The following is a 26,438-nucleotide window of genomic DNA, read 5'->3' as shown; positions in this document are numbered from 1 at the left end:
GCGCGGTGCGGTCTGTCCGTACGGGGCGGCTGGGTGAGCGGCCGCGGACGGTTCGCCTGCGTCGCTGTCCGGTCTCGGACCGTCGACTGCCTTCCGCTCTCGGCCCGCCGGGCGGGCGGCGGGCGCGAGTCGGCGACGGCGGCGCCGTGCGGTCTGTCCGTACGGGGCGGCTTCGGTGAGCGGCCGCGGACGGTTCGCCTGCGTCGCTGTCCGGTCTCGGACCGTCGACTGCCTTCCGCTCTCGGCCCGCCGGGCGGGCGGCGGGCGCGAGTCGGCGACGGCGGCGCCGTGCGGTCTGTCCGTACGGGGCGGCTTCGGTGAGCGGCCGCGGACGGTTCGCCTGCGTCGCTGTCCGGTCTCGGACCGTCGACTGCCTTCCGCTCTCGGCCCGCCGGGTGGGCGGCGGGCGCGAGTCGGCGGCGACGGCGCGAGGTGGCCCTGCCGTACGGCGGCGGGCGCGAGTCGGCGACGACGGCGCCGTGCGGCGGCGACGTGGCGATCGGCCGCCGGCCGTACGCCGCTTGGCGGCGATCGCTCCGGCGGCGATCGCCCGCGCACCGCCGGCGACCGGCCGATGGCGCCGACCGCCGAGCCGGCCCGGCTGTGCTCGGTGGTCGTCCGACCCGCGCATCCGGCACCGGGCCCCCGTGCGAGAGCCCCCGGGACGCGCGCCCTCGAACCACCCGCCGGGGGGTGGGGGAGAATCACACCGCCCCGGTACCGACCACTCTGGCGCCAAAAAACTAACACCGCTAGTTTGGGCTGCGGTCACCCCTTGCCACGCCCGAAGGAGTAGCGGATGAAGGCCCACGACGGGATGTACATCGGCGGCAGGTGGCGCCCCGCCGCCGGAGCCGGCACCATCGCGGTGGTCAATCCCGCGGACGAGCAGGTCATCGCCCATGTCCCGGCCGGCTCGGCGGAGGACGTCGACGCCGCCGTGCGCGCCGCCCGCGACGCCTTCCCCGACTGGGCCGCGACCGCGCCCGCGGACCGTGCCGCGCGCATCGCCGCTCTCCGTGACGTGCTCGCCGCCCGCAAGGACGAGATCGCCTCGACCGTCACCGCCGAGCTCGGCGCACCGCCCAAGCTCGCCGAGACCGTCCACGCCGGACTGCCGCTCCTCGTCGCCGGTTCGTACGCCGAACTGGCCGCCTCGTACGCCTTCGAGGAGAAGGTCGGCAACTCCGTCGTGCTGCACGAGCCGGTCGGCGTCGTCGGCGCGATCACCCCGTGGAACTACCCGCTCCACCAGATCGTGGCCAAGGTCGCCCCCGCCCTCGCCGCGGGCTGCACCGTGGTGCTCAAGCCCGCCGAGGACACCCCGCTCACCGCCCGGCTCTTCGCCGAGGCCGTCCACGAGGCCGGGCTCCCGGCCGGCGTGTTCAACCTCGTCACCGGCCTCGGCCCGGTCGCCGGGCAGGCTCTCGCCGAGCACCCGGGCGTGGACCTGGTGTCCTTCACCGGTTCCACGGCCGTCGGCCGCCGCATCGGCGCGACCGCGGGCGGGGCGGTCAAGCGCGTCGCCCTGGAACTCGGCGGCAAGTCCGCGAACGTGATCCTCCCCGGGGCGGACCTCGGCCGCGCCGTGAACGTCGGCATCGCCAACGTCATGTCCAACTCCGGCCAGACGTGCAGCGCCTGGACCCGGATGCTGGTGCACAAGGACCACTACGAGGAGGCCGTGGCCCTCGCCGCGGAGGCCGTCGCCAAGTACGTCCCCGGCGACCGCCTCGGCCCGCTCGTCAGCGCCCGCCAGCGGGAACGCGTCCGCGGCTTCATCGAGCGCGGGGTCGCCGAGGGCGCCCGGCTCGTCGCCGGCGGCCCCGAGGCGCCGTGCGGGAAGGGTTACTACGTCTCGCCGACCGTCTTCGCCGACGTCACCCCGGACATGACCATCGCGCAGGAGGAGATCTTCGGGCCGGTCGTCTCGCTCATCGAGTACGAGGACGAGGACGACGCCCTGCGGATCGCCAACGGCACGGTCTACGGGCTCGCGGGCGCCGTGTGGGGCGACCAGGACGAGGCCGTCGCCTTCGCCCGCCGGATGGACACCGGCCAGGTCGACATCAACGGCGGCCGCTTCAACCCGCTGGCGCCCTTCGGCGGGTACAAGCAGTCGGGCGTGGGCCGTGAACTCGGCACGCACGGCCTGGCCGAGTACCTGCACACCAAGTCCCTGCAGTTCTGAACCGGGAGACAACCACCGTGGTCCGCGCCGCAGTCCTGCCCGCCGTCGGCTCCCCCCTGGAGATCACCGGCATCGAACTGCCCGAGCCCGGCCCCGGCCGGGTGAGGGTGCGCCTCGCCGCAGCCGGGGTCTGTCACTCCGACCTGTCCCTGTCCAACGGCACGATGCAGGTGCCGGTCCCCGCCGTCCTCGGGCACGAGGGCGCGGGCACGGTCGTGTCCGTCGGTGAGGGCGTCACCCATGTCGCCCCCGGCGACGCCGTGGTGCTCAACTGGGCGCCGTCCTGCGGGCGCTGCCACCACTGCTCCCTCGGCGAGGTGTGGCTCTGCGCCGGAGCGCTCAGGGGCGCCGGCGCCGTCCACGCCGTCACCGAGGACGGCACCGAACTCCATCCGGGGCTGAACGTCGCCGCCTTCGCCGAGGAGACCGTGGTCGCGGCGAACTGCGTACTGCCGCTCCCGGAAGGGGTGCCGCTCACCGACGCCGCCCTGCTCGGGTGCGCGGTCCTCACCGGCTACGGTGCGGTGCACCACTCGGCCCGGGTGCGAGAGGGGGAGTCCGTCGTCGTCCTCGGCGTCGGCGGAGTCGGGCTCGCCACGATCCAGTCGGCCCGGATCGCGGGCGCCTCGAAGGTCATCGCCGTGGACGTTTCGCCCGCGAAGGAGGGCCTCGCCCTCGCCGCCGGGGCCACCGACTTCGTCGTCGCGTCCGACGGAACCGCCCGCGAGATCCGCGGACTGACCGGCGGCCAGGGCGCTGACGTGGCCGTGGAGTGCGTGGGCCGCGCCGTGACGATCCGTACCGCCTGGGACTCGACCCGGCGCGGCGGGCGGACGACGGTGGTCGGCATCGGCGGCAAGGACCAGCAGGTCACCTTCCACGCCCTGGAGCTGTTCCACTGGGGCCGTACGCTCTCGGGCTGCGTCTACGGCAACTCCGACCCGGCCAGGGACGTTCCGGTCCTCGCCGAGCACATCCGGGCCGGCCGGCTCGACCTGAGCACCCTCATCACCGAGCGGATCGGCCTCGACGGCATCCCCGCCGCCTTCGAGAACATGCTCGCGGGCAAGGGGGGCAGGGCGCTCGTCGTCTTCCCGTAGCGAGGCCCGGGGGTCTCCGTCAGCCCGCGCGGACGGCGATCCCCGGGTACTCCAGGGGGAGTCCGGACTCGTCGAAGACGATCCGGGACGAGAAGCCGGAGGCGGGCGCCCGGTAGTCGTAGCAGGTGTGGGTGCCCCGGTCGGTGGTGCGGGTGTAGCTCTGCTCCAGGCGCTCCACGGTGAGGTCGAGGGCGCGCACCCAGGCGGCGGGCGCGGACGCCTCGGTGCCGTGGGGCAGCGCCATCCTCCGCACGGGCAGGGCGTTGGTCATCGCCGACGCCTCCAGGTCGACGTCGAAGCAGCCGTCGAGGTACGGCGCCCGCTTTCCGTCGACCGCCCAGTGGCCCGAGCCGTCCGTCTCCAGCAGCACCGTGCGGCTGCCCGAGGGCGAGCGGCCGCGGACCCGTGCCGTCCGCGTCCGCCAGGCCGCGTCCAGTTCGATGTCGTACTCGACGGCGAAGGCTTCGCCGTCCTCCGTCACGGCCGCGTAGCCGTCGATGCGCCGGCCGTCGTCCGTGACCCGGAAGAACGCCACTTCGAAGCCCTGCCTGGAGTCCTGGTGGAGCCAGGCCGCGGTGGCGGGCGGATGCGTGAATTCCACGGGCCCACCCTGGCACGCCCCGCGTGCTACTGACGGGTAATGATCGAGCAAAAAGTCCTGTTGCGCGACCCGTTGACCGCCATACCATCCGGTCGGTACGGTCCCCGCACCCTTCGTCCCCCGCACCCTCGGAGTGTGCACGCATGGACACGGCACCCCCTTCCCCGCTCGCCGGCAATCCCGGGCCGACCGCTCCCACCGACCGGCACCGCCGCCGCGTGGCCGGCGCCGCCGCCCTCGCGTCGGCGGTCGAGTGGTACGACTACTTCGTCTTCGGCATCGCCGCCGCGCTCGTCCTCGGCGACCTCTACTTCCCCGCGGGCAGCGCCTCGGCCGGAGTCCTCGCCGCCTTCGCGACCTTCGCCGTCGGCTTCCTCGCGCGCCCCGTCGGCGGGATCATCGCGGGTCAGCTCGGCGACAAGCGCGGCCGCAAGCCCATGCTCGTCCTCGCCCTCACCCTCATGGGCCTCGCCACCACCGGCATCGGCCTGCTGCCGACGTACGAGACCATCGGCATCGCGGCACCGCTGCTCCTGGTCCTGCTCCGGGTGCTGCAGGGCGTCGCCGTCGGCGCCCAGTGGGGCGGCGCGATGCTCATGGCCACCGAGTACGCGCCGGAGGGCAAGCGCGGGCTCTACGGCAGCCTCGTCCAACTCGGCGTGCCCATCGGCGTGGTGACCGCCAACACCGTGTTCCTCGCCGCCGGCGCCCTCACCGACGACGCCGCCTTCGCGTCCTGGGGCTGGCGGGTGCCGTTCCTCGTCGGCTTCCTCGTGCTCGGTCTCGCCTGGTACATCCACGCCCGGGTCGAGGAGACCCCCGAGTTCCGCGAGGCCGAACAGGCCCTGGCGGAGGCGGAGAAGAGCGAGCCGCGCTCTCCGCTGCGGACCATCCTGCGCCGGCACCTCGGCACCGTCTTCCTCGCCGGCGGCTCCTTCGCCGTCAACACCGCCACGTTCTACATCATCATCACCGGCGTGCTGGACTACTCGACCCGCGAACTCGGCATGGAACGCGAGGCGGTCCTCACGGTCTCCCTGTGCGTCAGCCTCACCCAGCTCGCGCTCATCCCGGCCTCCGCGGCCCTCTCCGACCGTGTCGGACGGCTGCGCATCTACGCGGCGGGCGCGATCGGCCTGCTCGTGTGGGCCTTCCCGCTGTTCCTGCTGATCGACACCGCGTCGTTGCTGTGGCTGGCCGTCGGCACCTTCGTCACCAGCTGCTTCCTCAGCATCATGTACGGGCCGCAGGCCGCCCTGTTCGCCGAGCTGTTCACCGCCGAGATGCGCTACACGGGCGCCTCGCTCGGCTACCAGATCGCGGCCGTGTTCGGCGGCGGCCTGGCGCCGTTCATCATGGTGCTGCTGCTGGAGGCGTCCGGTACGTCGATGGCCGTCTCGGCCTACATCACCGTGCTGGCCGTGATCGCGCTCGGCTCGATCAGGGTTCTCGCGAAGCGGGCGGCTGCCCGGGAGTGACCTCCGGAGCCCCGGCCGCCGCAGCGGCCTTCCCGTCGCCGGCCCGGTCCCGCCGGGCCGGCGCACGGGACCCCGACCTCGAGACCGCCACACCCGCCAGGCAGACCGCGCCGCCGAGCAGCGTCAGCAGGCCCGGCACCTCGTCCAGGAACAGCCACGACATCAGCACCACCAGCGCCGGCACCGCGTACGTCGTCGCCCCCATCCGCCCCGCCGTCGTACGGGCCAGTGCGTACGCCCAGGTCGTGAACGCGAGCGCGGTCGGGAACACGCCCAGGTACACCATGTTGAGCGTCGCCGACAGCGGAGCCTCCGCGGCCTCGCGCACCAGTACGCCGGTGAACGGCAGACAGGCCACCGCGCCGATCGCACAGCCCCAGGTCGTGACCTGCAGCGCCGACGCGTGCCGCAGGGCCGGCTTCTGCGCCACCACGCCGGCCGCGTACGACACCGCGGCCAGCAGGCACAGCAGCACCCCGAGCACGGACGCCGAACCCCCGCCGGACATCGACAGACCCACGACCGCCGCGCCCGCGAAGGAGACGCCCATCCCGGCGAGCAGCCGCGGCGGCAGCCCCTCCTTGAGCAACCATCCGGCGAGCAGCGCCATCACGAGCGGCCCGACGTTCACCACCAGGGCCGCGGTGCCCGCGTCCACCGTCTGCTCGCCCCAGTTCAGGGCCACCATGTACACGCCGAACCAGAGCAGCCCGGAGACCGCGATCCCCGGCCAGGCGGGGCGCGGCGGCAGCCCTTCCCTCCGTACCGCGCAGATCAGGCCGAGCACCGCGGCGCCCGCGGCGAGCCGGCCGAGGGCGAGGGCACCGGGGGAGTACTCCGCACCCGCGCTGCGGATCGAGACGAACGCCGAGGCCCACAGGACCACCGTCGTTCCCGCCGCGCCGAAGGCGCGCCACTGGGTCGAGGTCATGCGGCGACCGTACGCGGCCGTCGCTTCGGCCCTCACCGCAGCGTCCCCGGTCCTGTCCGGGCGCCCCCTCACCGCAGCGCCTCCGTCCCGATGCCCAGCAGCCTGCCGAGGGCCCGCTCCCCGTCCGCGGTGACCCGCACGGCCCGCTCCGAGCCGATGCGCTCGCACCAGCCGGCCGCGAGCGTGTGCCGGCACAGCTCGGCGCCCGCCGAACCGGCCGGATGCGGCCGGCGTTCCGTTCAGTCCAGGCACGCCCGCGCGAGCGGCCGCCGTCCACCGCGCGGCAGCGGGATCCCGCCCGTTCGGAACCAGTCGAGCCCGTCGTCGGCGGTCAGTGCGAAGCCGGTGTCGCTGCGCAGCAGCCCGCAGCCCGTCGTCGCGTCGGTGATCGCGATGCCGAGCCGTCCCGCGAGATGGTCGTAGCAGGTGCGGCCGCGCGCCATGGCGGTCCGCGCGCTCGCCGCTCTCAGGGACCCGGAGGGCTCCTCGTCCGGGGCGGTGTACGACGCCAGCTGCTCCACGAGCCCGGCGGCCCGTTCGTCCGCCAGCCGCACATAGCGGTGCCGGCCCTGCCGCTCCTCGGCCGGCAGTCCGCCGGCGACGAGCTTCCCCAGATGCCCGCTGGCCGTCGAGGGCGCTACCCGGGCGTGCCGCGCCAGTTCCCCGGCGGTCCACGCGCGGCCGTCCGGCAGGGCGAGGCAGACGGCGGCCCGGGTGTCGTCGGCGAGCAGCGCCGCGAGCGCGGCGATCTTCCTGGCATCCATGCGTCCAGGGTGGCGCACTCACCGTTCGGCGCGGACCGAAGTGTTCCCGTACCCGGGCCGAGCGGCCGGACGGCGGGGCGCGGGACGGTGCGCCGCTACGAGCCGTCCGCCGGGGCGGTCCTCGCCCGCTCCGCCCGCGCGCCCGCCTCGTACTGCGCCGTCAGCCCGTCCAGCAGGGCCCGCAGCCCCGTCTCGAACGCGCCCTCGTCGATCTTCTCCTGGCGTTCGGCGAGGAGATGGGCCTGGCCGAGGTGGGGGTAGTCGGAGGGGTCGTAGGCGGTCTCGTCGTCGACGAACCCGCCTGCGAACGAGCCGAGGGCCGAGCCGGTGATGAAGTAGCGCATCAGGGCGCCGATGTGGGTGGCCCGGACGGGCGGCCAGCCCGCGCGGACCATGGCGCCGAAGACCGCGTCGGCGACCTTCAGTCCGGCGGGGCGGCGGCCCGGGCCGCGGGCCAGGACCGGGACGACGTTGGGGTGTTCGGTGAGGGCGGCTCGGTAGGAGACGGCCCAGTCGTGGAGCGCGGTGCGCCAGTCGCGGGGGTCTGACTCGTCGAACATCGACAGATCGACCTTGGCGCTGACGGCGTCGGCCACGGCGTCCAGGATCTCGTCCTTGTTGCGGAAGTGGTTGTAGAGCGAGGGGCCGCTGACACCGAGCTCCGCGGCGAGGCGCCGGGTGGAGACCGCGTCCAGGCCCTCCGCGTCCACCAGCGCGCTCGCCGTCCCGACGATGCGATCTCTGCTGAGGAGGGGCTTGCGCGGTCGGGCCATGCGGCACATAGTAGGCCCTGCCGAACAGAAACTAGCAGTGTTAGTTAAAAGTGGGGTGGGCCCGTGGTGAACCTGGAGCTGAGCGAGGAGCAGCGGGCCGTGCGCCGGCTCGCGCGTGACTTCGTGGAGCGCGAGGTCGCCCCGTACGCCGCCGAGTGGGACCGGACCGAGAACGTCGACCGGGCGATCGTGAAGAAGCTCGGCTCGGTCGGCTTCCTCGGGCTGACGATCGACGAGGAGTACGGGGGCTCGGGCGGCGACCACCTCGCGTACTGCCTGGTCACCGAGGAGCTCGGCCGCGGGGACTCCTCGGTCCGCGGGATCGTCTCGGTCTCCCTCGGTCTCGTCGCCAAGACGATCGCCGCCTGGGGCGGCGAGGAGCAGAGGCGCCGATGGCTGCCGCGTCTCGCCGCGGGCGAGGCCCTCGGCTGCTTCGGCCTCACCGAACCCGGTACCGGCTCCGACGCGGGCAGCCTCACGACCCGCGCCGTGCGGGACGGGGACGACTACGTGATCAACGGCTCGAAGATGTTCATCACCAACGGCACCTGGGCCGATGTCGTCCTGCTCTTCGCCCGCACCGGCGAGGCTCCGGGGCACCGCGGCATCTCCGCGTTCCTCGTCCCCACCGACACCCCCGGCCTGACCCGGCGCACCATCCACGGGAAACTCGGTCTGCGCGGCCAGGCCACCGCCGAACTGGTCCTGCAGGACGTCCGGGTGCCCGCCGGCGCGATGCTCGGTCCGGAGGGCAAGGGCTTCTCGGTCGCCATGTCCGCTCTCGCCAAGGGCCGGATGTCGGTGGCCGCCGGCTGCGTCGGCATAGCCCAGGCCGCGCTCGACGCCGCCGTGGGCCACGCGGCCGCGCGCGAGCAGTTCGGCAAGCCGATCGCCTCCTACCAGCTGGTGCAGGAGCTCATCAGCGACATCGCCGTGGACGTGGACGCGGCCCGTCTGCTGACCTGGCGCGTCGCCGATCTCGTCGACCGGGGCGAGGACTTCGCGACCGCCGCGTCCCAGGCCAAGCTCTTCGCCTCCGAGGCGGCCGTCCGCGCCGCGAACAACGCCCTCCAGGTCTTCGGCGGATACGGCTACATCGACGAGTACCCGGTCGGGAAGCTGCTCCGCGACGCACGGGTGATGACGCTGTACGAGGGCACCAGCCAGATCCAGAAGCTGATCATCGGGCGGGCGCTCACCGGGGTCTCGGCGTTCTGACCGTCGACCGCAGCCCCCGTGCGCTTCGGCCGAGGAGCCGCGTCGATGCACTAAGCGCTTGCTCAGGTTCGGGGTATGGTGTTCGTCCCGCACTCACAGGGACGGCGGGCAGAAGGGGTGAGCCATGACTGCGGCGCACGACACGACGGCCGAGGACGTGCCGTGGGGCGAGGTCGCGCCCGAGGCCGCGCGCAAGCTCCTCGTCGCCGCCGTCGAGGCCTTCGCCGAGCGGGGCTACCACGCGACCACGACCCGGGACATCGCCGGCCGCGCGGGCATGAGCCCGGCCGCCCTGTACATCCACTACAAAACCAAGGAAGAGCTGCTCCACCGGATCAGCCGGATCGGGCACGACAAGGCGCTCGAGGTGCTGTCGGCCGCGTCCGAGGGCGGTGGCACGCCGGGTGAGCGGCTCGCCGAGGCGGTGCGCTCCTTCGTCCGCTGGCACGCCGGACGGCACGACACCGCACGCGTGGTGCAGTACGAGCTCGACGCCCTGTCGGAGGAGCACCGGGCCGAGATCGTGGAGCTGCGCCGGCGCAGCGACGCCGTCGTGCGCGGGATCCTCCGCGACGGCGTGGAGTCGGGCGACTTCGACGTCCCCGACGTGCCCGGCACCACGCTGGCGGTGCTGTCGCTCTGCATCGACGTCGCGCGCTGGTTCAACGTCCAGGGACGCAGGACACCGGAAGAGGTCGGCGACCTGTACGCCGACCTCGTCCTGCGCATGGTGTCCGCGCGGACGCAGCCGCCCCGGCGGGGCTGAGCGTCCACGACGCACCGTCCTCGCGGTGCGGACGTTCCGCTGCCCGGAACGTCCGCGACCCGCGACGTCCGCGGCTCACCGTGCCCTCGTGGCCCGGAACGTCCGCTGCCCGGAACGCGCTGACGGAACGTCCGCGACCCGGAACGCGCTGCTCAGAAGAAGTAGCGGGACACCGACTCGGCGACGCACACCGGCTTGTCGCCGCCCTCGCGCTCCACGGTGACCACGGCCGTCACCTGCACCCCGCCGCCCGCCTCCTCGACGCTCTTCAGGACCGCGCTCGCCCGCAGCCGTGAGCCCACCGGGACGGGGGCGGGGAAACGGACCTTGTTGGTCCCGTAGTTGATGCCCATCCGCATGCCTTCGACCCGCATGATCTGCGGGACGAGCGCCGGCAGCAGCGAGAGCGTCAAGTAGCCGTGCGCGATGGTCGTCCCGAACGGCCCTGAGGCAGCCCGCTCGGGATCCACATGGATCCACTGGTGGTCGCCGGTGGCGTCGGCGAAGAGGTCGATCCGCTTCTGGTCGACCTCCAGCCAGTCGCTGTGGCCCAGTTGCTCGCCGACCCCGGCGGTCAGCTCCTCGGCGGACGTGAAGATCCTCGGCTCGGCCATGTCCCTGTCCCTGCCTCTCACCCGGTCCCTGCATCTCTAAGCGACTGCTTAGCATGCTCGGGTCGGCGGCTGATGTCAACGGACGGCCGCGCGGCTCTCCCGTAGGCTGCGCGGGTGCCCCACCATCCCTCGAAGGCCCCCGAACTCACCGTCGGCCAGCTGTCCGCACGCAGCGGGGCCGCGGTGTCCGCGCTGCGCTTCTACGAGTCCAAGGGGCTGATCAGCAGCCGCCGTACCGCCGGCAACCAGCGCCGGTACGGCCGGGACGCGCTGCGCCGGGTCGCCTTCGTCCGCGCCGCGCAGCGGGTCGGCATCCCGCTCGCCACGATCCGCGACGCTCTCGCCGCCCTTCCGCAGGGCCGCACCCCCGACCGCGAGGACTGGGCCCGCCTGTCCGAGGGCTGGCGCGCCGAACTCGACGAGCGCATCAAGCAGTTGCAACGCCTGCGCGACCATCTCACCGACTGCATCGGCTGCGGCTGCCTGTCACTGGAGACCTGCGTCCTGTCGAACCCGGGTGACGTCTTCGGCGAGCGGATGGCGGGCTCGAGGCTGCTGCCGGAGCGCAGAGGGACGCCGGACGCCGGGGCCTGAGGACACGGAGGCCGACGACGTGCGGCGAGGGCCGGCCCCGTCGGACGCCACGGCCCGCAGGACGCGCCGCGCCCTCAGCCGGCCTCGGAGGTCCGCTCCCTCGGTACGAGGGTGAAACTCAGCGCGATGGCCACCACGAGCACCGCGGTGCCCAGCAGGACCGCGGCGGCGCTGAGCCTGCCGTCGTGCAGCAGCCACGCGCCGAGCAGACCGCCGGTGAACATGGCCGCCACCGCGGCGGCCCGCCGGACCTGGTTGCCCGCGCCGGGCGCGATACGGCTGTCCGCCGCGAGCGGGGAGCCGCCGATCAGCGCCGTGAACGCCCGGGTCGTGACCGTCGTCGGCAGCCCCCGTACCCCCGCCCGGAGCGTGGAGACGTTCCTGATCCCCATCGCCAGCGCCACCAGCCCGGCCACCACGTAGTGCCGCCCCGTGAGGGACTCACCGTGCCGCTCGACGCCCCACGCCACCGCGGCGGCGACGCCCAGCACCAGACCCTCGGCGATCAGCGCCTCCCGCAACCACCGGCGGCCCCGCACCTGCGACAGCGACTCGAACCGCGCGGAGAGCAGGGCTCCGACGGTGAACCCCGCGAGCGAGGCCAGACACGGCGCGACGGACAGTCCGGCCACCCCGGCGAGCGCGAACGACAGGAACAGCATGGTGCCGGTCTGGACGGCCGTGAACACCGGCCCCAGGGCGAGGAAGCTGACCGCCTCGACCATCCCCGTCGTCAGCGTGAGCGCCACCATCGCCCACGTCAGGAAAGGTCCGCGTCTCAGCCGCACCCGCCGAGTCTCCGCCCGCCCGCGTCCGACCGGGGCCCATTGCGCCGACCGTGGGCCCGGGCCGTGGGCTCACGGAGGCCGGGTCCGCCCCGGGGACGGGGGCGCAGGGCCGTCGTGCGCCCGGGGCGGCAGCGGCGTACGGCGGCCCGCACCCCCGTGACGGGCCACCGTGCGCCGGACGGGTCACTCGTACTCGGTGCCGCCCTTGCGGGTCAGATAGGCAGGGCTGACGCACTTGGCGATCGCCCTGCCGCCCACCACCGGGCTCCAGCGCTCGGTCACGGGCCGGACGACGACCCCCTCGCGCAGATGCAGTTCCCTGCCCGAGACCGTCTCCCGGCCGCTCGCCAGCTCCAGCACCTTCTCCAGGGCGAACGGTCCCTCGTACAGCCGCGGCACCAGGGGGAGTCCCCCTTCGAGCAACCGCGCGGCGTCCAGCCAGTGGACCTGGCCGTCGATCTCGGCCGACACGTCGAACACCGCGAAACCGAGTTCGGTGGAGCGGGCGTTCGCGCCGTACGACAGGTCCTGCACCCCGGCTCCGTACACCTCGCCGAAGACGCCGACCCTGGTCGCCCCGAGCTCGGCCGCGAGCCGCGCCGCCGCCTCCGGTACCGCATGGCCGGTCACCGCACGCCAGTAGAGGTTGCGCGCGTCCTCCTTGAGCGCGAGCCCTTTCGCACCGAATCCCTTGGACGAGACCAGCACCCTCCCCGAGGGCTCCCCGTGCGGGGAGGGGGCCGCGCCGTCGTCGGCGACGAAGGTCACGAGGCAGGCGGTCCCGTGGAGCTTCTCGGTGATGACGACGGGCTCGCCGGGCGCGAAGACGTCGGGGTAGCGCTGCAGGTTCTCGATGTCGACCCAGGGCAGCAGCTCGGGCGCCGCCTCCACGTCGCCGCTCATCGTGGGCGGGATCGGCGGGGACCACTTCGTGATGCCGAGCAGCTCCGCGAAGTCGGTTCCCTCGGCGGCCGCGCGGGCCAGGTCGGTGCCGTCGAGCGCCTTCGGCCTGCACACGATGCCCTGCGACAGCTCGCCGCGCAGGCGGACCGCCTTGACCCTGTCGGACGCCTTGCCGGCGAGCCGTCCGGTCAGCCCCAGCTCGTCCACCAGCGGCGCGGGGAGCACCGCCTGTTCGGGGATGTAGACGGCGAGATCCCCGCTGCGGTAGACGCCCTTCGCGACGACGGCCCGGTACAGGCCCACCTGGGCGAGTTCCAGGGCGTCGGCGTTCGGGTGCTCGTGGATCGTCAGCGGCTCGGCGGTGACGCGCAGCGTCGACATGGTCGGGCTCCTCGGTCGGTTTGCCATCGGGCCCAACTCTCCCCGTGCGCAAATCCGATGGGCGAACGAATTCCCGTCTGCTAGGCGTGTTGCGAAGGCCCCTCCTGGCCCGCGATCGCCTGGCACGCACGCTCGCTGCGTGGTCGGAGTCATCCGAGTGAGTCGGGTACGAGCGTGACCGTCCGCCGTGCGATCGCACGCGCCGGACGCCGCAGGCCCCGCGCTGCGCGCGGACGGCGCCCGGCCGGGCCCTGGTCCGGAGCGCCCCGGCCGGGCACCGGTCACCGCGCGGTCAGAGCCGCCGGCCTGCGCCCGTCAACCGCACCGCGGCCGCGACCAGTTGGGCGCTGGACTCCGCCGGCCTGCCGTCCGGCAGGAGCAGCACGTCCCCCAGACCGGTGCGGACGTCCGGCCCCCGCCGCGCGGCCAGCCGCAGCACCGGCCACGCGCCGCCGTCCACGCCGTGGGGCAGGACCGGGACACCGTGGACCGTCCCGAGGGTGGCGAGCAGGGCGCGCGCGGTCTCCGGGGCCGTCGAGGGGCGGGGGTCCATGACCCGGGCCAGCACGCGTCGTACCGCGGGGGCCCACGGGGACGCGGTGAAGCGCCGGGCCGCGTCCGTGCCCGAACGGATCACCGCCTGCACCGCCACGCCGCGCTCCAGCAGGGCGGCGGCGACCTCCTCGGCACCGTCCTCGTGCCAGTCGACCGACGCGAGGTCGGGCAGCACCGTCCAGGAGCGGACGCGCTCGACGCGGCGCTCCGGGTCCGGCTCCGCCCAGCCGTCCGCCGCCACCCCGAACGGCGCGTCGACCACCCCGCGCACGGCCTCGACCAGCGGGCCCACCACGCGTGGTGACAGCGAGCCGCTCCCGCACGGCGTTCTCGGGCGGGCGTGCACCTCCGAGGCGCCCGCGGCGACCGCGGCCGCCGCCGACCGGGCGAGCGCCTGCGGGGACATGGGCACCGCGGCGGAGTCCCCCGCGCCGCGGCGCCCGTTGAGACAGACCTGGATCACGTATCCGATGGTGCCAGGCGTCACCGGCGAACGCGGGGCGCGCCGTCCTGCGGACCGGGCCGCCCCGCGCGTCCTCGCGCTACGCCACCGACGCCAGTTCCCTGCCGTGCGCCCGCTTGGCGGCCGTCAGCGCCTCGTGCGTGAGTACGGGCTGCGGCACCACGATCCCGCAGCCCGAGCACACCGGGCCGAACCACGGTTCCTGGTCCAGGTCATGCCGCCAGACGATCCGGCGCTCCGCGCACACCGGGCAGACCGCCGAGGGCGCCGCCTCCAGAGCGGTGATCAGCCGGCGCAGCACATCGGCCAGCGGATCCGTCGGGTGCACCCCGGGGTCGTCGCACCGGGCGATGCCGTTGCCACCCCAGGTGCGCCGGTGCCAGTCGTCGAAGGACCCCGGCCTCCGCAGACCGTCGTGCTTCTCGCGCCTGCGCCGTGCCGCGAAGTCCCGTTCGTACGCGAGCCACACGGCCCGCGCTTCCTCCAGTTCGCCGAGCGCGGCCACCAGCCGCGCCGGATCGGGATCCCTGTCGTCGGGCGCGATCCCGTGCCTGGAACACAGGTGGTCCCAGGTCGCCCGGTGCCCGTAGGGGGCGAACCTCTCCAGGCACTTGCGCAGTGAGTAGCGCCTCAGCGCCAGATCGCACCGCGGGTCGCGCACCTGTCTCGCAAGACTCCGGAATCCGGCCATGGCACTGCCACCTCCGTCGCTCGAACGCCGTCGCTGGTACTTCCGCGTCAAGGAATGGACGTACGAGTACCCCGTCCGGCTCCCTCGAACATCCGTACAGCGAGATATGTGTGGCGATTCGGAAAGAACGGCGTATCAACGCAGCAAACCGGCCGCGGTGATCCGGTGCAGGCGGACGACCACGTCGTAGCCGCCGACGGGCCCGCGCCGGGCGTCGGATCCCTCCCGCGGCCGGGCGGAACCGAGGGCGCCACCGGGCGTCGCTCCTCGACGGGATGCCTCGCCGTGCCGCGGAGGGCACGCGGGTCCAGGAGGTGGGCGTACGGAGCCACCCGGACCGGGGGTGTGCCCGCCGACCGGGGCCCGAGCGTGAACGTCCGCACCGGTTCGCCCGGTTCACGGAGGTCGTGGACGTGGGGCGAACCCCGTCCGAGGTCGTTGCGGCGCCCGTACCGGCCCTGCCCGCGGCGTTGCCCGGAAGGCGCCCTGAAGTCGTGGGTACGGGTGGGCCATGGCCGATTCGCGACCCGCACGGCCGTGGCGGGCGGGGAGCGGCACGGGCGGCCGGTGACGGGAGTTGCGGAGGCGGCGGGCGAGGCGCGGCAGCCCGGCAGGGCGATCAGCGGCCGGCGGTCACGGCGGTGAGCGGACGCGTTCATGGTCCATGGGTGTCGGCGGGCCCGCGGAGGGCCCGCCGTCCCGTCCCCGCCCCGGCCCGGGGTGGGTCGACCTCCCTCACCGGTACAGCAGGTACTCCCGTCGCACCGCGCGGAACGCGGCCAGGTCCTGCTGCCACGCCCCGACGACCTCGTCCGTCCCGGCGCCCGCGTCGATCATCGTGCGCACCCGCGTGGAGCCGGTGAGCTTGTCGATCCAGTTGTCGGGCCGCCAGGCGAAGCCGCTCCAGCTCCGCTTCGCCGTCACCAGCAGCCCGATGCCGGTGCGGACCGGGTCGAACACCTCGCGGTCGTGCACATGGAGCTGCACCCCGCCCACCGTCTTGCCCTGGAACTTGGAGAAGGTCGGCGCGAAGTAGGCCTCGCGGAAGCGCACGCCCGGAAGACCCAGCGCGTTCGCCGCCTCCGCCCAGGCGCGGTCGATCCCCTCGGCGCCGAGCAGTTCGAACGGGCGGGTGGTGCCGCGACCCTCCGACAGGTTGGTGCCCTCGAAGAGGCAGGTGCCGGAGTAGACGAGCGCGGTCTCCGGCGTCGGCATGTTGGGGCTCGGCGGCACCCAGGGCAGGTCCGTCGCGTCGTGGAAGTGGTCCCGCCGCCAGCCCGACATCCGGACGACGTCCAGTTCCGCCGGAGCGGTCAGGAACTCGCCGTTGAACAGCCGGGCCAGTTCGGCGACGGTCATTCCGTGGGCCTGGGCGATCGGTTCGCGGCCCACGAAGGTCGCGAACGCCTTGTCCAGGACCGGGCCGAGGGCGACGCGGCCGGTGACCGGATTGGGCCGGTCCAGCACGACGAACCGTTTCCCGGCCAGGACCGCCGCCACCATGCAGTCGTAGAGCGTCCAGATGTACGTGTAGAAGCGGGCCCCGGCGTCCTGGATGTCGAACACGACCGTGTCCACGCCGGACGCGGTGAAGACATCGGCGAGCGGCTGTCCGCTCTTGAGGTACGTGTCGTAGACGGGGAGCCCGGTCGCGGGGTCGTCGTAGCGGCCCTCGGAGCCGCCCGCCTGGGCGGTGCCGCGGAATCCGTGCTCCGGCCCGAAGACGGCGACCAGGTCCACCCGGTCGTCCGCGTGCATCACGTCGACGAGGTGACGGGCGTCGCGCGTGATGCCGGTGGGGTTGGTGACGACGCCGACCCGTTCGCCGGACAGCAGCCGGTAGCCGTCGGCGGCGAGTCGCTCGAAGCCGGTGCGCACCCGGATCGGCCCGCCCTGCGCCGCCGCGGGGGGCGCCGCGGAGGCGGTCGCGACCAGGGCGCCGGCGGCGCCTCCCGCGGCCAGCAGACCCCGTCTGGACAGGCTCATCGCACTACCTCCGTGATAGCTACAACTGTCATGGCCACGCACGCTAGCGCGGGGCCCGGCCGCGGGGAACGCTCTCGGCGCGATGTTCGCCACGGCCCTCTTCCATGGGCACATACCGACTGGTTAGTCTGCCGTCCGTAGCGAGCCGCGACGGAGAGGCAGGTCCGATGAGTACGGTGCAGGGCGCGAACGTGGTGGTCACCGGCGCGGGCGGCGGCATCGGTGCCGCACTCGCCCGCCGTTTCGCGGCGGAGGGCGCACGCGTCGCCGTCAACGACATCGACCCCGGCCGGACCAAGGCCGTCGCGGACGAGATCGGCGCCCTCGCCGTCCCCGGTGACGCCTCCGCCGTCGTCGAGGAGGCCAGGGACGCGCTCGGCGGCACCGTCGACATCTACTGCGCCAACGCCGGGCTCGCCTCGCCCGGCGACGCCCTCGCCGACGAGGACGTCTGGGCCTCCGCCTGGGACGTGAACGTCATGGCACACGTCCGTGCCGTGCGCACCCTGCTCCCCGACTGGCTGGAGCGCGGCAGCGGCCGTTTCGTGTCCACCGTGTCAGCCGCCGGACTCCTCACGATGATCGGCGCCGCCCCGTACAGCGTCACCAAGCACGGCGCGCTCGCCTTCGCCGAGTGGCTGTCGCTGACGTACCGTCACCGCGGCCTGAACGTGCACGCCATCTGCCCGCAGGGCGTCCGCACGGACATGCTCACCGCGGCGGGATCGGCGGGCGAACTCGTCCTCGCCCCCAGCGCCATCGAGCCCGAGGACGTCGCCGACGCCCTGTTCGACGCCATCGGGGCCGACCGCTTCCTCGTCCTGCCGCATCCCGAGGTCGCCGACTACCACCAGGCCCGCGCGGCCGACCCCGACCGCTGGCTGGGCACCATGAACCACATCCAGCAGAAGTGGGAGGGAGCGGCCCGGTGACGTCCCACTACGCGGCCCGGCCCTGGCTCTCCCAGCTGACGGAGGCCCAGAGGGCGCCCGTGCACCCGCCGGCGAGCGTCGTGCACTCCTTCCGCTCGGCCGTCGGGCGGGCCCCGGACCGCACGGCCCTCGCCTACTTCGACGGACGTCTCAGCTACCGCGAGACCGACGCGCTCTCGGACTCCGTCGCCGGCCATCTCGCCGCACGCGGAGTGGCCCCCGGCGACCGTGTCGCCCTGATGCTCCAGAACACCCCCCAGTTCGTCCTCGCCCTGCTCGGCGCGTGGAAGGCGGGCGCCACCGTCGTCCCGCTCAACCCCATGTACAAGTCGGCCGAGGTCACCCACGTCCTGGAGGACTCGGGCGCGACGGTGCTGATCTGCTCCGACCGCGCCTGGGAGACGCAGCTGCGCGAGACCGCCGCTGCCACCCCCGTACGGTTCGCCGTCACCGCCTGCGAGCTGGACCTCCAGACCCGCAACGACAGCCGGGTCCTCGGCTTCGAGCGGTTGCCGGAGCCCGGCGACACCGACGACCTCGTCACCGTCGCCCGCGCCGGACTCGCCGCGCCCGGGGGCCGGGACCCGGCCGCGACCGACGTGGCCCTGATCAGCTACACCTCCGGCACCAGCGGCAGGCCCAAGGGCGCCATGAACCTCCACGGCGGCCTCACCTTCAACGCCGAACGCCAGCGCACCGGCCACCCCGTCCCCGAAGGCGCCTGCTACTTCGCCCTGGCGCCGCTCTTCCACATCACGGGCATGGTGTGCGAACTCGCGGCCTGCGTGGCCAACGCGGGCACCCTCGCGCTCGCGTACCGCTTCGAGGCGGGCGTCGTCCTCGACGCCTTCCTCGAACACCGGCCGGCCTACACCGTCGGCCCCTCCACGGCCTTCATGGCCCTGGCCGCCCACCCCGGCGCCGGACCCGACCACTTCGCGTCCTTCGCCGTCATCTCCTCCGGCGGCGCGCCCGTGCCGCCCGCCCTCGTGGAGAAGTTCCGCGCAAGCTTCGGTCCCTACATCCGCAACGGCTACGGCCTCACCGAGTGCACGGCACCCTGCGCCTCGGTGCCCCCCGAGCGGGAAGCCCCGGTCGACCCCGCGTCCGGCACCCTCTCCGTCGGACTCCCCGGGCCCGAAACCGTCGTACGGATCCTCGACGACCACGGCGAGGAGGTCCCCTTCGGCGAGCGCGGCGAGATCGCCGTGCGCGGCCCCCAGGTCGTCCCCGGCTACTGGCGGCTCCCCGAGGCCACCGCGGCCGGCTTCCCGGACGGTGAGCTGCGCACCGGGGACATCGGCTTCATGGACGCCGACGGCTGGCTCTACGTGGTCGACCGCAAGAAGGACATGATCAACGCCTCGGGCTTCAAGGTCTGGCCCCGGGAGGTCGAGGACGTGCTGTACACCCACCCCGCCGTCCGGGAGGCGGCGGTCGTCGGCGTGCCGCACGCCTACCGCGGCGAGACCGTCAAGGCGTACGTCAGCCTCCGCCCCGGAACGGCCGTGGGCCCCGACGAACTCGCCGGATACTGCGCCGACCGGCTCGCCGCGTACAAGTACCCGAGGCAGGTGGAGATCCTGGACGAGCTCCCGAAGACGACTAGTGGGAAGATCCTCAGGCGGGAACTGCGTTCGCGCACATGAGACACCCCCGCGCCCCGGCGCGCGGCACAGGACGACCGAGCGGAAAGGCGGGTGGCGGCAATGGCCAGGACGACGGACGGGAACGGCACCCCCGTCCCCCAGAGGCTGCTGGCCGCCGCCACCCGGCTCTTCGCCGAGCAGGGCTACGACCGTACGTCCGTCCAGGAGATCGTCGAGGCGGCGGGCGTCACCAAGGGCGCGCTGTACCACTACTTCGGTTCGAAGGAGGACCTCCTCCAGGAGGTCTACTCCCGGGTCCTCAGACTCCAGCAGGAGCGCCTCGACGCCTTCGCGGAGGCGGACGCCCCCGTCGAGGAGCGGCTGCGGTCGGCGGCCGCCGACGTCGTCGTCACCACGATCGAGAACCTCGACGACGCCTCCATCTTCTTCCGTTCCATGCACCACCTCAGCCCGGAGAAGAACAAGCAGGTCCGCGCCGAGCGCCGGCGCTACCACGAGCGGTTCCGGGCGCTCATCGAGGAGGGGCAGCAGAGCGGGGTGTTCTCCGACGCGACCCCCGCCGACCTGGTGGTGGACTACCACTTCGGCTCCGTCCACCATCTGTCCACCTGGTACCGCCCGGACGGCCCGCTCAGCCCGCAGCAGGTCGCCGACCACCTCGCCGACCTGCTGCTCAGGGCGCTGCGTCCCTGACTCGCGCGCGGGCCGTGATCCCACGGTGTCCGCGACCGGTGCGGAGCGCCCGGGCCCGCACCGCCCGAGTGACTGCGCGGCACGCCGGAGGGCCGGAGCCCTCCGGCGGTCACCGCACCAGGTGTACGGCCTACAGGTACTTCTTCAGCTCGCGCCGCGCCAGCGACCGCTGGTGCACCTCGTCCGGGCCGTCCGCCAGCTGCAGCGTCCGTGCCGCCGCCCACAGCTCGGCGAGCGGGAAGTCCTGGCTCACCCCGCCCGCGCCGTGCACCTGCACCGCCTTGTCCAGGATGTCCACGACCGCACGCGGTGTGGCGATCTTGATCGCCTGGATCTCGGTGTGCGCACCGCGGTTGCCGACCGTGTCCATCAGCCACGCGGTCTTCAGCACCAGCAGCCGCAGCTGCTCGACCGTCACCCGCGCGTCGGCGATCCAGTTCTGCACCACGCCCTGCTGGGCGATCGCCTTGCCGAAGGCCGTACGGGACACGGCCCGCCGGCACATCAGCTCGATCGCCCGCTCGGCCATCCCGATCAGCCGCATGCAGTGGTGGATACGGCCCGGTCCGAGGCGTGCCTGGGCGATCGCGAAGCCCCCGCCCTCCTCGCCGACCAGATTCGACACCGGCACCCGGACGTCGTCGAACACGACCTCGGCGTGGCCGCCGTGGGAATGGTCCTCGAAGCCGTACACCCGCATCGCCCGGCGCACCTCCACCCCCGGGGTGTCACGCGGGACGAGGACCATCGACTGCTGGCGCCGGATGTCCGGGCCGTCCGGGTCGGTCTTGCCCATGACGATGAGGATCCGGCAGTCGGGGTTCATGGCCCCGGAGATGTACCACTTGCGGCCGTTGACGACGTACTCGTCGCCCCGGCGCTCGATCCGCGTCTCGATGTTCGTCGCGTCCGACGACGCCACCTCGGGCTCGGTCATCGCGAAGGCGGAGCGGATGTCCGCGGCCAGCAGGGGTTCCAGCCACTGCTTCTTCTGCTCGTCCGTGCCGAACTGGGCCAGCACCTCCATGTTGCCGGTGTCCGGCGCGGCGCAGTTCAGCGCGATCGGCGCCAAGTGGGGGCTGCGGCCCGTGATTTCGGCGAGCGGCGCGTACTGGAGGTTCGTCAGCCCGGCGCCGTGCTCGGAGTCGGGCAGGAAGAGGTTCCACAGACCCTGCCGCCGCGCCTCAGCCTTGAGCTCGTCCATGACCGCCGGGGTGTCCCACGGCGAGGCGAGGCGCGCGCGCTGCTCCTGCTCGACCGCCTCGGCCGGGTACACGTACGCGTCCATGAAGGCGAGCAGCCTGGCCCGCAGTTCCTCGGTACGTGCGTCGAATGCGAAGTCCATGGGTGATCAGCCTTCCTGCAGGGTGGTGAGGCCGTGCTCGATGAACAGGGGGACGAGTTCGCCGATCCGGTCGAAGCCGGCGCCGACGGTCTGGCCGAGGGTGTAGCGGTAGTGGATGCCCTCCAGGATCACGGCGAGCTTGAACCAGGCGAACGCCGTGTACCAGGAGACGGCGGACGTGTCCCGGCCGGAGCGGGCCGCGTAGCGTTCCACCAGCTCCGCGGCGTCCGGGTGGCCGGCGGCCCCGGCCGTGGTGCTGATGGGGGAGTCCGGCAGTTCCAGCTTCCGGCTGTACATCACCAGCAGGCCGAGATCGGTCAACGGGTCGCCGAGGGTGGACATCTCCCAGTCGAGAACGGCCTTGATCCGGTCGTCCTCGCCCACCAGCACGTTGTCGAGGCGGTAGTCGCCGTGGACGACGGCCGGCGCGGGGGAGGCCGGCAGGGCGCGGCCGAGGGAGGCGTGCAGCTCGTCGATGCCCGCGAGCTCCCGGCCCCGGGAGGCGGCGAGCTGCTTGCCCCAGCGGCGCAGCTGCCGGTCCAGGAAGCCCTCCGGGCGGCCGAAGTCGCCCAGTCCCACCGCCTCCGGGTCCACGGCGTGCAGATCGACGAGGGTGTCGACGAGGCCGAGGACGGCGTCGCGGGTGCGCTCGGGACCGAGCGGCGCGAGCTGCTCGGCGGTGCGGTAGGGAGTGCCCTCCACGAACTCCATGACGTAGAAGGGAGCGCCGAGCACCCCGTCGTCCTCGCAGAGCAGCAGCGGCTCGGGCACCGGGACGGCCGTCGGGTGCAGGGCGCTGATGACCCGGTGCTCGCGCTTCATGTCGTGGGCGGTGGCGAGCACATGACCGAGGGGCGGGCGGCGCACGATCCACCGGCCGGCGCCGTCGGTGACGGAGTAGGTGAGGTTCGAGCGGCCGCCCTGGATCAGCCGGGCCTCGAGCGGTCCGCTCACCAGGCCCGGCAGCGCGCGGTCGAGATGGACCCGCAGCTTGTCGGGGTCGAGGCCCGGGGGGTGGACTGAGCTCATCGGGGTACCTCCGGTGGGGCGGCAGATCGGTTGCGCTCATGATGACCGACCAGTCGGTATGTCGTCCAGAGTGAGGCCCGGGAAGCGCGCGGACCCGGCTCCGGAGCCTGGCCCCATGGTCGCATCCATGAATAGAGTTCACGTATGGACACCGCGTTGCTCATCGACACGATCCGGCTGACCCCGGTCCTCACGGCCGACCCGCCGCTCCTCAACACCCAGGGAGTCCATCAGCCCTACACGCCGAGGCTCGTCGTGGAGGTGGTCACCCGCTCCGGGGCGAGCGGCGTGGGCGAGACCTACGGCGACGGGAAGTACCTGGACCTCGCCCGGCCGCTCGCCGAGGCGCTGCGAGGCCGCCCGGTCACCGATCTGAACGGGCTCTTCGCCCTCGCCGACCAGGTGTGCGGCGACTCACGGGCCGCCGACGAACGGGTCGACGCGGGCGGACTGCGGGGTGTCCAGACCGCGGCGAAGCTCCGGCTCTCGGTCGTCTCCGCCTTCGAGGTCGCGTGTCTGGACGCTCTCGGCAAGTCCCTCGGACTGCCCGTCCACGCCCTCCTCGGCGGCAGGGTCCGCGACTCCGTCGAGTACAGCGCGTACCTCTTCCACCGCTGGGCCGCCCATCCCGAAGGCGGCGAGAGCGACGACTGGGGCGCTGCGCTCGACCCGGCCGGGGTGGTGGCGCAGGCGCGCCGCTTCGAGCGGGAGTACGGCTTCGGCTCCTTCAAGCTCAAGGGCGGGGTGTTCGAGCCCGACCGGGAGATCGCGGCGGTCCTGGCACTCGCCGACGCCTTCCCCGGCCGGCCGCTGCGGCTCGATCCGAACGGGGCCTGGTCCGTAGCGACGGCCCTGTACGTGGCGGACCGGCTCGAGGGGGTCCTGGAGTACCTGGAGGACCCGGTGAGCGGCACCGGGCGGATGGCCGAGGTCGCGGCGGGCACGGGGGTCCCGCTGGCGACCAACATGTGTGTGACGACGTTCCCCGAGGTGCCGGAGGCGTTCGCGCGGGACGCCGTGCGCATCGTGCTCGCCGACCACCACTACTGGGGAGGGCTGCGGCGGACCCGGGAGCTCGCCGCGGTCTGCCGGACGTACGGCGTCGGACTGTCCATGCACTCCAACACGCACCTGGGGATCAGTCTGGCGGCGATGACCCACGTGGGCGCCACGGTCCCCGGCCTGACGTACGCCTGCGACAGCCACTACCCGTGGCAGGCCGAGGACGTCATCACCGCCCGCCACACCTTCAGGAACGGCCGGCTGGCCGTGTCCGACGCCCCCGGACTCGGCGTCGAACTCGACCGGGACCGGCTGGCCGCACTGCACCGGCGCTGGCTGGAGGACGACGGCGCGATGCGCGACCGCGACGACGCGGCGGCCATGCGGAAGGCGGAGCCGGGCTGGCGGACCCCGTCGGTGCCGCGCTGGTGAGCGACGCGGTGCGCCGGCCGCCGCCGCGTACCGCCGCGGTCAGGCGTGGCACGCCACCGGTACGCCCCCGTTCAGCGCCGTCATGTCCGTGAAGACCGCGGCGATGTCGAGGGGGGAGCCCTCCGGGAGCCCGTCCAGTTCGGCGTAGGCGCGATGGAGGTTGGCCACCAGCCGCTCGCTCTCCCGGAGCGCCGCGAACTCGCCGAGGTCCGCGCCGCGCGCCGCCTCCAGCGGGGTCAGGCCCTTGCCCCGCGCGGCCTCGGCGAGTTCGGCCACGTACAGCAGGTAGCGCTCGGTCGCGTCGTAGGCCGACGGGTCGGTCACCGGTCCGTGGCCGGGCACGACCGTCTCGGCGCCGAGTGAGCGCAGCAGCCCCAGCGCGCGGAGCGAACCGCTCAGCGAGCCCGTCGGGATGAACGGCGTGCCGCCCTGGAAGACCAGGTCGCCGGTGAACACCACGCCGTGTTCCGGGAGATGGACGATCGTGTCCCCTACGGTGTGGGCGGCGCCCGGGTGGATCAGCCGCACCTCCGTCCCGGCGGCCCGCAGCGTCAGCCGCTCGCTGAAGGTCGTGTCGGGCGGGGTGATCGTGATGGCCCCGAACTCCGTGCGGGGCCAGATGAGATGCAGCTGGTGCCCCGCCGCGACCACCTCCGTGCGGCAGGACTCGTGCCCCACGACCGTCGCGCCGGGGGTGAACACCCCGTTGCCGTACGTGTGGTCGCCGTGGTGGTGCGTGTTGACCAGCGTGCGCGGCGGGGGCGCGCCGGTCGCCAGCAGCGTCTCGCGCAGCAGGCGGGCGCGCCGCTCGGTGGCCGCGGTGTCGACGAGGAGCGTGGACTCGCCGTCGCTGACGAATCCGGCGTTGTTGAGGCACCAGCCCCCGTCCGGCTGCACATACGCGTGCACGGCGGGGGTGAGCCGGACGGTGTACGGGGCGGTGGCGGTCAGCTCGACTCCCGGGTTCATGGCCGACTGGTGCGCCCAGCCTGCCAGTCGGCCCTCCCCGGGCGGAAGGCGGCGGCACGGTCACCGGCGGGGCGCCGGCCGGATCCCTTCGACGGCAGCGGCCGCGGGTCGGGAGCCGCCGTCCGCCACCGGGGCACCACGGCCGCCGCCGAGAGCCGTCGAGAGCCGCCGGGCCCGGGCTGCCCGGTGCGGCCGCGCCGCGTCAGTGGTCGTCCCAGTGCCCGTCGTGGGCCGCGTGGCGGTGGCCGGCGTGGACGTAGTCGACGTGGTCGCCGTGCCGGACCGACACGTGTCCGCAGCCCTCCCCGTGCTGATGGGGGTGATCGGCGTGGGTCCGGTGCCCGCCCGCTTCGCACTCGTCCCAGTGGCCCTGGTGCGACCGGTGCACATGGCCGTCGTGCGCGTAGTCGATGTGATCGCCGTGCACGAACTCGGTGTGCCCGCAACCCGGGCCGTGGGCGTGCTCGTGCGTGGGGTGTTCCTGGTGGACAACGGTCATCCTGCTCACCTTCGGAGTGGTTCGGGGAACGATGGTCCGGTGACCATCCGGCCGGAACCACGCTAGTCCGAAATATCTGTTTGTTCTGTTTTCTTCAGTCGTGCCGCGCGTTTCTCCCCGTGGTCCGCGAGGCGAGGCGCTCCGGCTTGCGGAAGGCACGGGCGGGCCGGAGTGTCGGACGTATGAAGGCGATCAGCTACCGCCGCTACGGCGGACCCGAGGTCCTGGAGTACGGCGAGCGCCCCATGCCCAAGGCCGGCCCGGACTCCGTCCTGGTCGAGGTGCGCGCGGCGGCCGTCAACCCGGTCGACTGGAAGTGCCGCGAAGGCCTGCTGGACCCGGTCCTCGAGGCCGTCTTCCCGGTCGTCCCGGGCTGGGACGTCGCAGGCGTCGTCGTCAGGCCGGGCCCGTCGGTCCCCGAGTTCTCCGAGGGCGAGGAGGTCATCGGGTACGTCCGCGAGGACTTCCTGTCGCGGGGCACCTTCGCCGAGTACGTCGCTGCCCCGGTCCGCACCCTCGCCCGCAAACCGCGCAACATCGGCTTCGAGGAGGCGGCCGGACTGCCGCTGGCCGGCCTCACCGCGTACCAGGTGATCACCCAGGGGCTGGGCGGCGTCGGGCACGTCGACACGGTCCTGATCCACGCGGCGGCCGGCGGGGTGGGGTCGATGGCGGTACAGCTGGCCCGGCACTTCGGCGCACGCGTGATCGGTACCGGAAGCGAGTCGTCCCACGCGTACCTGCGCGACCTGGGCGCCGAGCCGGTGACGTACGGCGAGGGGCTGGCCGAGCGTGTACGGGCCCTCGCCCCGGACGGGGTGAGCGCGGTCTTCGACTGCGTGGGGGGCGAGACGCTGGCGGTGTCCGCCCGGGTGCTGGCCGAGGGCGGCAGGATCGCCTCCATCGCCGATCACTCGGTGACCGAGCTGGGCGGCCGCTATGTGTTCGTGCGGCCCAACACGGCCGACCTCTACCGGCTGAGCGAACTCGTCGAGGAGGAGGTCGTCTCCGTCCACGTGGCGCGGGTCTTCCCGCTGGAGCGGACGGCCGAGGCGCACCGGCTCAGCCAGGAGGGCCACACCCACGGCAAGATCGTCGTCACCGTCGCGGACGGGTCCTGACCACCACGG

Annotated in this window: 24 protein-coding genes and 1 pseudogene; 11 read left to right on the top strand and 14 right to left on the bottom strand. The window is 73.5% G+C overall.

Annotated features, from left to right (window positions below):
- Positions 1 to 799: 799 nt before the first annotated feature.
- Both QRN89_RS06690 and QRN89_RS06685 read left to right on the top strand, forming a co-directional pair.
- The gene (locus tag QRN89_RS06690) at positions 800 to 2,191 is read left to right on the top strand and encodes an aldehyde dehydrogenase family protein (RefSeq protein WP_290348423.1); all 1,392 of its coding nucleotides are present in this window, start codon (positions 800 to 802) and stop codon (positions 2,189 to 2,191) included.
- A gap of 17 nt (positions 2,192 to 2,208) precedes the next feature.
- Positions 2,209 to 3,291, top strand: coding sequence for a Zn-dependent alcohol dehydrogenase (locus QRN89_RS06685; protein WP_290348422.1), 1,083 nt, complete (start codon positions 2,209 to 2,211; stop codon positions 3,289 to 3,291).
- A 19-nt stretch (positions 3,292 to 3,310) separates the two neighbouring features.
- Here QRN89_RS06685 and QRN89_RS06680 read toward each other — a convergent pair whose 3' ends face one another.
- Positions 3,311 to 3,892 (bottom strand): putative glycolipid-binding domain-containing protein, encoded by a 582-nt coding sequence (locus QRN89_RS06680; RefSeq protein WP_290348421.1) that lies wholly within the window; start codon positions 3,890 to 3,892, stop codon positions 3,311 to 3,313.
- Between the two features lie 143 nt (positions 3,893 to 4,035).
- On the opposite strand from QRN89_RS06680, the gene QRN89_RS06675 reads away from it, so the two are divergent.
- Positions 4,036 to 5,370, top strand: coding sequence for an MFS transporter (locus QRN89_RS06675; RefSeq protein WP_290348420.1), 1,335 nt, complete (start codon positions 4,036 to 4,038; stop codon positions 5,368 to 5,370).
- Here QRN89_RS06675 and QRN89_RS06670 read toward each other — a convergent pair.
- The 3 genes and pseudogenes from QRN89_RS06670 to QRN89_RS06660 form a co-directional block, all read right to left on the bottom strand.
- Entirely contained in the window at positions 5,333 to 6,301 is a 969-nt protein-coding gene (locus tag QRN89_RS06670; RefSeq protein WP_290348419.1) for a DMT family transporter, read from the bottom strand. The two genes, QRN89_RS06675 and QRN89_RS06670, sit on opposite strands and share 38 nt — an antisense overlap.
- A gap of 68 nt (positions 6,302 to 6,369) precedes the next feature.
- Positions 6,370 to 7,065, bottom strand: a pseudogene (locus QRN89_RS06665) (ArsR/SmtB family transcription factor).
- 95 nt (positions 7,066 to 7,160) lie between these two features.
- On the bottom strand, positions 7,161 to 7,838 hold the full coding sequence (locus tag QRN89_RS06660; protein ID WP_290348418.1) for a TetR/AcrR family transcriptional regulator: 678 nt from the start codon (positions 7,836 to 7,838) through the stop codon (positions 7,161 to 7,163).
- Positions 7,839 to 7,904: 66 nt separating this feature from the next.
- Here QRN89_RS06660 and QRN89_RS06655 point away from each other — a divergent pair, with 66 nt between their 5' ends.
- Positions 7,905 to 9,056, top strand: coding sequence for an acyl-CoA dehydrogenase family protein (locus QRN89_RS06655; RefSeq protein ID WP_290353597.1), 1,152 nt, complete (start codon positions 7,905 to 7,907; stop codon positions 9,054 to 9,056).
- 124 nt (positions 9,057 to 9,180) lie between these two features.
- Positions 9,181 to 9,822, top strand: coding sequence for a TetR/AcrR family transcriptional regulator (locus QRN89_RS06650; protein WP_290348417.1), 642 nt, complete (start codon positions 9,181 to 9,183; stop codon positions 9,820 to 9,822).
- Positions 9,823 to 9,974: 152 nt separating this feature from the next.
- Here QRN89_RS06650 and QRN89_RS06645 read toward each other — a convergent pair whose 3' ends face one another.
- Complete coding sequence (locus tag QRN89_RS06645; RefSeq protein WP_290348416.1) at positions 9,975 to 10,436, bottom strand: MaoC family dehydratase; 462 nt, start codon at positions 10,434 to 10,436, stop codon at positions 9,975 to 9,977.
- Between the two features lie 114 nt (positions 10,437 to 10,550).
- Between QRN89_RS06645 and soxR the strand changes: the two genes are divergently transcribed.
- Entirely contained in the window at positions 10,551 to 11,030 is a 480-nt protein-coding gene (gene soxR, locus QRN89_RS06640) for a redox-sensitive transcriptional activator SoxR (protein ID WP_290348415.1), read from the top strand.
- Positions 11,031 to 11,104: 74 nt separating this feature from the next.
- Here the strand turns inward: soxR and QRN89_RS06635 are convergent, their stop codons facing one another.
- The 5 genes from QRN89_RS06635 to QRN89_RS06615 all read right to left on the bottom strand — a co-directional run bounded on the left by QRN89_RS06635 (position 11,105) and on the right by QRN89_RS06615 (position 16,797).
- Positions 11,105 to 11,818 (bottom strand): YoaK family protein, encoded by a 714-nt coding sequence (locus tag QRN89_RS06635; RefSeq protein ID WP_290348414.1) that lies wholly within the window; start codon positions 11,816 to 11,818, stop codon positions 11,105 to 11,107.
- A 183-nt stretch (positions 11,819 to 12,001) separates the two neighbouring features.
- Positions 12,002 to 13,102, bottom strand: coding sequence for an RNA ligase (ATP) (locus QRN89_RS06630; RefSeq protein ID WP_290348413.1), 1,101 nt, complete (start codon positions 13,100 to 13,102; stop codon positions 12,002 to 12,004).
- Positions 13,103 to 13,394: 292 nt separating this feature from the next.
- Positions 13,395 to 14,120 (bottom strand): 3-keto-5-aminohexanoate cleavage protein, encoded by a 726-nt coding sequence (locus tag QRN89_RS06625; protein WP_290348412.1) that lies wholly within the window; start codon positions 14,118 to 14,120, stop codon positions 13,395 to 13,397.
- Between the two features lie 79 nt (positions 14,121 to 14,199).
- Positions 14,200 to 14,811 carry a hypothetical protein gene (locus tag QRN89_RS06620; RefSeq protein ID WP_290348411.1) on the bottom strand — a complete coding sequence of 204 codons (612 nt, stop codon included), beginning with the start codon at positions 14,809 to 14,811 and terminating at the stop codon, positions 14,200 to 14,202.
- A gap of 735 nt (positions 14,812 to 15,546) precedes the next feature.
- Positions 15,547 to 16,797: an exo-beta-N-acetylmuramidase NamZ family protein gene (locus QRN89_RS06615; protein ID WP_290348410.1), complete on the bottom strand. Its 1,251-nt coding sequence runs from the start codon at positions 16,795 to 16,797 to the stop codon at positions 15,547 to 15,549.
- A gap of 167 nt (positions 16,798 to 16,964) precedes the next feature.
- Between QRN89_RS06615 and QRN89_RS06610 the strand changes: the two genes are divergently transcribed.
- Genes QRN89_RS06610 through QRN89_RS06600 form a run of 3 tightly spaced genes read left to right on the top strand, consistent with a single transcriptional unit; the run spans position 16,965 to position 20,032 of the window.
- The gene (locus QRN89_RS06610) at positions 16,965 to 17,729 is read left to right on the top strand and encodes an SDR family oxidoreductase (RefSeq protein WP_290348409.1); all 765 of its coding nucleotides are present in this window, start codon (positions 16,965 to 16,967) and stop codon (positions 17,727 to 17,729) included.
- On the top strand, positions 17,726 to 19,378 hold the full coding sequence (locus QRN89_RS06605; RefSeq protein ID WP_399010688.1) for an AMP-binding protein: 1,653 nt from the start codon (positions 17,726 to 17,728) through the stop codon (positions 19,376 to 19,378). Before QRN89_RS06610 ends, QRN89_RS06605 begins: the two co-directional genes overlap by 4 nt.
- A gap of 60 nt (positions 19,379 to 19,438) precedes the next feature.
- Positions 19,439 to 20,032 (top strand): TetR/AcrR family transcriptional regulator, encoded by a 594-nt coding sequence (locus QRN89_RS06600; RefSeq protein ID WP_290348407.1) that lies wholly within the window; start codon positions 19,439 to 19,441, stop codon positions 20,030 to 20,032.
- A gap of 130 nt (positions 20,033 to 20,162) precedes the next feature.
- Here QRN89_RS06600 and QRN89_RS06595 read toward each other — a convergent pair whose 3' ends face one another.
- Positions 20,163 to 21,377 carry an acyl-CoA dehydrogenase family protein gene (locus tag QRN89_RS06595; protein ID WP_290348406.1) on the bottom strand — a complete coding sequence of 405 codons (1,215 nt, stop codon included), beginning with the start codon at positions 21,375 to 21,377 and terminating at the stop codon, positions 20,163 to 20,165.
- 6 nt (positions 21,378 to 21,383) lie between these two features.
- Positions 21,384 to 22,406 carry a phosphotransferase family protein gene (locus QRN89_RS06590; RefSeq protein WP_290348405.1) on the bottom strand — a complete coding sequence of 341 codons (1,023 nt, stop codon included), beginning with the start codon at positions 22,404 to 22,406 and terminating at the stop codon, positions 21,384 to 21,386.
- Positions 22,407 to 22,550: 144 nt separating this feature from the next.
- Here QRN89_RS06590 and QRN89_RS06585 point away from each other — a divergent pair, with 144 nt between their 5' ends.
- On the top strand, positions 22,551 to 23,840 hold the full coding sequence (locus QRN89_RS06585; RefSeq protein WP_290348404.1) for a glucarate dehydratase family protein: 1,290 nt from the start codon (positions 22,551 to 22,553) through the stop codon (positions 23,838 to 23,840).
- Between the two features lie 39 nt (positions 23,841 to 23,879).
- Here the strand turns inward: QRN89_RS06585 and QRN89_RS06580 are convergent, their stop codons facing one another.
- Both QRN89_RS06580 and QRN89_RS06575 read right to left on the bottom strand, forming a co-directional pair.
- Positions 23,880 to 24,791, bottom strand: coding sequence for an MBL fold metallo-hydrolase (locus QRN89_RS06580; protein WP_390702068.1), 912 nt, complete (start codon positions 24,789 to 24,791; stop codon positions 23,880 to 23,882).
- Positions 24,792 to 25,011: 220 nt separating this feature from the next.
- Positions 25,012 to 25,308: a hypothetical protein gene (locus QRN89_RS06575; RefSeq protein ID WP_290348402.1), complete on the bottom strand. Its 297-nt coding sequence runs from the start codon at positions 25,306 to 25,308 to the stop codon at positions 25,012 to 25,014.
- 182 nt (positions 25,309 to 25,490) lie between these two features.
- On the opposite strand from QRN89_RS06575, the gene QRN89_RS06570 reads away from it, so the two are divergent.
- A complete protein-coding gene (locus tag QRN89_RS06570) occupies positions 25,491 to 26,429 on the top strand; it encodes an NADP-dependent oxidoreductase (protein WP_290348401.1) in 939 nt (312 codons plus the stop codon).
- The last annotated feature ends 9 nt before the right edge of the window (positions 26,430 to 26,438 follow it).

It is taken from the genome of Streptomyces sp. HUAS CB01 (assembly GCF_030406905.1).
Taxonomy (GTDB): domain Bacteria; phylum Actinomycetota; class Actinomycetes; order Streptomycetales; family Streptomycetaceae; genus Streptomyces; species Streptomyces chengbuensis.
The sequence above is the reverse complement of the archived record's forward strand: the minus strand, read 5'-3'. Positions and strand labels throughout refer to the sequence as shown.